Annotated in this window: 3 protein-coding genes; 1 reads left to right on the plus strand and 2 read right to left on the minus strand. The window is 40.6% G+C overall.

The annotated features are described in order from the left end of the window. Positions 1 to 24: 24 nt before the first annotated feature. Complete coding sequence (locus AC1WHX_RS10130) at positions 25 to 2646, minus strand: valine--tRNA ligase (protein WP_270738380.1); 2622 nt, start codon at positions 2644 to 2646, stop codon at positions 25 to 27. 165 nt (positions 2647 to 2811) lie between these two features. On the opposite strand from AC1WHX_RS10130, the gene AC1WHX_RS10135 reads away from it, so the two are divergent. Further along, positions 2812 to 4308, plus strand: a complete 1497-nt coding sequence (locus tag AC1WHX_RS10135; protein ID WP_122337628.1) for a glycoside hydrolase family 10-like protein — start codon at positions 2812 to 2814, stop codon at positions 4306 to 4308. A 76-nt stretch (positions 4309 to 4384) separates the two neighbouring features. On the opposite strand, the gene AC1WHX_RS10140 is transcribed toward AC1WHX_RS10135, so the two are convergent. Next, on the minus strand, positions 4385 to 5417 hold a 1033-nt coding region (locus AC1WHX_RS10140; RefSeq protein ID WP_481229278.1), incomplete at its 5' end, for a DUF1972 domain-containing protein.

Below are 5417 nucleotides of genomic sequence, written 5' to 3' on the forward strand. Positions count from 1 at the left end.
CAATTATATAAGTATTAGACCTCTTTATTTCTTCAATGCGGCAATACTTTCCTCTAAAGATTTTATTTTACTTTCTGCATCGGACTGTTTTTTCCGCTCCATTTCAACAACCTGTGCCGGAGCATTATTCACAAAACGCTCGTTACTTAATTTAGCAATGACCGATTTTAGAAAACCTTGCAAATATTTCAGTTCCTCTTCTTGCTTTTTCAATTCGGCTTCTACATCGATATTATTTCCTAACGGAACGGCATACTCGGTTGTGCCCACCAAAAACGAAGCTGCTGTAGCATCTTTTTCATTAACCGACAAAATAGCCGACAAATTAGCAAGTTTAGAAATTACCGCATCATTCCCCGAATTGTGCTGTCCGATAACTTGTAATTCTAACGTATCCTTATTCGGGATATTCTTTTGAAGACGAATCGAACGCACTCCTGAAATAATCTCTTTTGCCGTCTCGATTTGTGCCAATAGAGCTTCATCATAAGTCTCTACTCCCGGTAATTGAGCGATCATGATACTTTCCCCCTCTTTACGGTCACAAATGTGCTGCCAAAGTTCTTCCGTAATAAAAGGCATAAACGGATGCAGAAGTTTCAATAGATCATCAAAAAACGACAAAGTCTTTTCGTATGTCGTAGCATCTATCGGCTGTTGATATCCGGGTTTGATCATCTCCAAATACCATGAAGAAAATTCATCCCAAAACAATTTATATACCACCATCAACGCTTCCGAAAGACGATATTTAGAGAACAAGTCTGCAATCTCGATACTTGCTTTTTTCAGCATAGCATCAAACCACCTTACTGCAATCTTGGCTGACTCAGGCTGATCTATAGACGAATCTACCGACCATCCTTTTACCAACCGGAATGCATTCCATATCTTATTATTAAAATTACGTCCTTGTTCGCACAATGTATCATCAAACAAAATATCATTTCCGGCCGGAGCAGAAAGCATCATTCCCATACGAACTCCATCAGCCCCGTACCTATCGATCAATTCTAACGGATCGGGGGAATTACCTAACGACTTAGACATTTTACGGCCTAATTTATCACGGACAATTCCGGTAAAATAGACATTCTTAAACGGCATCTCTTTCTGATACTCATAGCCGGCGATAATCATACGGGCTACCCAAAAGAAAATAATGTCGGGAGCTGTAACCAAGTCACTGGTTGGATAATAGTAATTCAGTTCTTCATTTCCGGGATGATTAATACCGTCGAACAGCGATATAGGCCACAACCAAGAAGAAAACCATGTATCGAGACAATCTTCATCTTGTCGTAAATCTTCCGTTTGTAAGGCAGAATTACCCGTCTTCTTACGAGCCAGTTCCAAAGCTTCCTCTTTAGTTGCTGCTACAACATACCCGCCTTCGGGAAGATAATATGCAGGGATTTGATGTCCCCACCAAAGCTGACGGGAAATACACCAGTCCTTAACATTTTCCATCCAATAGCGGTATGTATTTTTGTATTTTGCTGGATAAAACTTTATATCGTCATTCATTACAGCCTCTAACGCCGGTTTGGCAAGATCGGTCATTTTTAAAAACCATTGCATAGAAAGTTTGGGTTCTATCACAACATTCGTACGTTCCGAATGACCGACTTTATTAGTATAAGCCTCCGTTTTTTCCAACAGGCCCGCAGCTTCCAGATCTTTTTCTATTTGAACACGGACATCGAATCTGTCCATACCGACATACATTCCGGCAGCATCGCTTATCGTACCGTTATCGTTAAAAATATCGATACTCGGCAGATTATACTTTTCGCCCAGCATATAGTCGTTGACATCATGTGCCGGAGTGACTTTCAGACAACCCGTACCGAATTCGATATCGACATAATCATCTTCGATGACGGGAATTACCCGGTTTACCAACGGAACAATAACCTTCTTTCCTTTTAAATGCTGATTTTTGGGATCATTCGGATTGATACACATAGCCGTATCTCCCATAATCGTCTCAGGACGGGTCGTTGCGACTACAGCATATCCGTCCTCACCCTCAATCTTATAGCGTAAATAATATAACTTTCCGTGTTCTTCTTTATAAACGACTTCTTCATCGGAAAGAGCAGTCAAAGCCTTCGGATCCCAATTTACCATACGGACACCCCGATAGATAAGTCCTTTATTATATAAATCGACAAAAACTTTCAAGACACTTTCGCTACGAAGCTCATCCATAGTAAAAGCCGTTCTGTCCCAATCACAAGAAGCACCTAACTTACGGAGTTGCTGCAAGATAATTCCTCCGTGAGTTTCTGTCCATTCCCATGCATGTTTCAGAAATTCTTCCCGCGTAAGATCAGTTTTCTTAATTCCCTGAGCTGCCAATTTGTTCACGACCTTCGCTTCGGTTGCGATAGAAGCATGATCGGTACCCGGAACCCAACAAGCATTCTTTCCGGTCATACGGGCACGACGAATCAAAATATCCTGAATCGTATTGTTCAGCATGTGCCCCATGTGCAACACACCCGTAACATTTGGCGGAGGTATGACTATCGTATAAGGTTCACGGCCATCGGGTTTCGACTTGAAATATCCGTTTTTGAGCCAATACTCATACCACTTTCCTTCAACCTCGGCAGGATTGTACTTCGTTGCAATTTCCATTCTATTTCGTAATTTCTTGTTTTTTATTTTTATACCAGAACAAAAGAGACAAAAATCTCCAAAATGCGACACAAAAGTACAAAATATTCGAGACAGAAAGAGACAAAAGAGCAAATTTCACAAGAAGTTTTTCTATTTTTGTCGAATATTAATAAGACACTCATTATGAAATTTCGGTTCTACTTTATCACATTAGCGATTTTACTATTTGCTTTTCCATTAAAAAGTCAACAGTCTCCCAAACGGGAATTCCGGGGTGCATGGATACAAACTGTTCATCAGTCTCAATACCAGAACATGGATAAAGCTACCATGCAGACATATCTTACAGCAATGCTTGACGGCCTGCAACAAATGGGTATAAATGCCGTCATTTTTCAAGTAAGACCTCAAGCAGACGCGTTTTATCGATCATCATTAGAACCATGGAGTCGTTTTCTAACCGGGACACAAGGCATAGCACCGACTCCGGTATGGGATCCGATGCAATATCTCATCGAAGCTTGTCATGAACGGAATATGGAATTTCACGCATGGCTCAATCCGTATCGCGTAAAAAGTAATCTGAACGAACAATTAGCGCCCGGACACATTTATCATAAACACCCCGAATGGTTCGTAACTTATGGTAATCAGCTTTATTTCGATCCGGGATTGCCCGAATCCCGTAAATTTATCTGTCAAGTAGTAGATGATATCGTATCTCGTTATGATATAGATGCAATACACATGGATGATTACTTCTACCCCTATCCCATTGCAGGAAAAGAATTTCCCGACCAAAAAAGTTTCGCTCGATACGGAAACGGACTGAGCCTATCTGATTGGCGTCGGAATAACGTAAATTTTTTGATTCAAGAACTTCATCAGACCATTTCGCAACGGAAACCTTGGGTTCGATTCGGAATCAGTCCGTTCGGAATATACCGGAATAAGAAAAATGACACGAACGGTAGCGATACGAACGGGTTACAAAATTATGACGACTTGTATGCAGATGTACTGATGTGGACTCGTAACGGATGGGTCGATTATATGATGCCTCAATTATACTGGGAAATAGGACATAAAGCAGCTTGTTACGAAACCCTTATTTATTGGTGGAATCGCCATGGTAACGGACGGCATCTCTATATCGGACAAGACGTAAAACGAACGATGAACGCAGCGGACGTAAATCCGAAATATTCGCAACTAAATCATAAAATACAATTGAGCCGTTATCTGGACAACATCTCCGGTAATTGTTTTTGGCCGGCGCATCCTCTGTTAGAAAATTACGGAAATGTAGGCAACGCCCTGAAATACGACCACTTCGCTTTTCCCGCAATAATACCGGCATACACATTTATCGATGATAAATGTCCGGCAGAAGTGAAAAGCTTGAAAGCCCGTTGGATACCGCAAGGTTATGTTTTGGAATGGAAACGTAAAAATACGAAAGACGAAATGCAGAAGCAGGTTTATTTCTGTATCTACCGATTCGCTGAAGGTGAACCTATAGATCTGTCGAACGGAAGAAATCTTGTTACGACAACACGAGAAACCGGGTATTTACTACCCTATCAAAAAGGAACAGAAAAATATACTTACGTTATAACCGCAGTAGACAGAATGCACAATGAAAGTAAAAAGGGCAAAAAGGTAACCGTAAAATTATAAAAAACAAAAGCTTGAAAAAACAGGGCAGAGAAATATATAGTTTCTCTGCCCTGTTTTTTCAAGCCTGCCTAATTTATCAGTCGGCCTTAACCGATACAAGATCAAACTGTTCCAGATATTGCCTCGATACCACTTTCCACAGATAACGACGATTTGCAATTTCAGACATATCTCTTGCAGATTTCTCCAACAATAAAGCATTGTCGTTTCTTAAAAGAGCAATCAGTTGCTCTGCATCCCGAAAATAAAAAGCTTTATTTTCGGTAGTTTCTCGATTATATATGACATCATAAGCCAAAATCGGACAATTAAAAAACATAGCCTCCACTAATGAAGGATTCGTACCTCCGGCACTATGTCCATGAATATAAAAGCGGCAATTATTCCTCAATACATACAAAACATCAAGATCATAGACCGGATCGATCAATTGAATATTCCCGACCCCGCTATATTTCCGTTTCAGTTCTTGCCCGTATGCACTCTTATCCCAGTTACCGATAAAAACCAACACATCACCGCTTTTCGCAAAAGCCTCCAAAGTAATATGGCAATTGTTTTCCGGCTCGATACAGCACACCGTGAACGAATACTCTTTTCTTTTCAACCCATAAAGGTCCAATATCGCACGCTGTCTCTCCTCTCCGACCGACCGTTTCACATGATCCCCTCCGTAAGCGATCAATGCAGAATCTTTTCCGTAAACATCAAGAACATAATCTTGAATACCTTTATTATCCGCAACGATCACATCCGCAAAACGAACAGCCATAGCCTCGGAAAATCTCAAAAACCAACGGGCAAATCTTCCCCATTTTGCCCGCCGATGCTCTAATCCGTCAATATTTATAACCAAGCGTTTTCGGCAAAACAAGCGAAATACCGGTAAAAATATACACCCCGATACACCTAATATGACAATCACGTCATATCCCCGCATCACTTTCAACAAAGACCAAATATCATACGGAGTACTCTGGAAACCATTCGCATGTAACGGGACATATTTCAAAAAAGCACCTTTATAAGACAATAAACGCTCTTCTTTTTTAAAGTCTTTACTACTGCAAAATACCGTATATTGCACCTCAAGAGGACAATTTTTCCCA

The sequence above is a fragment of the Coprobacter sp. genome (assembly GCF_982436375.1).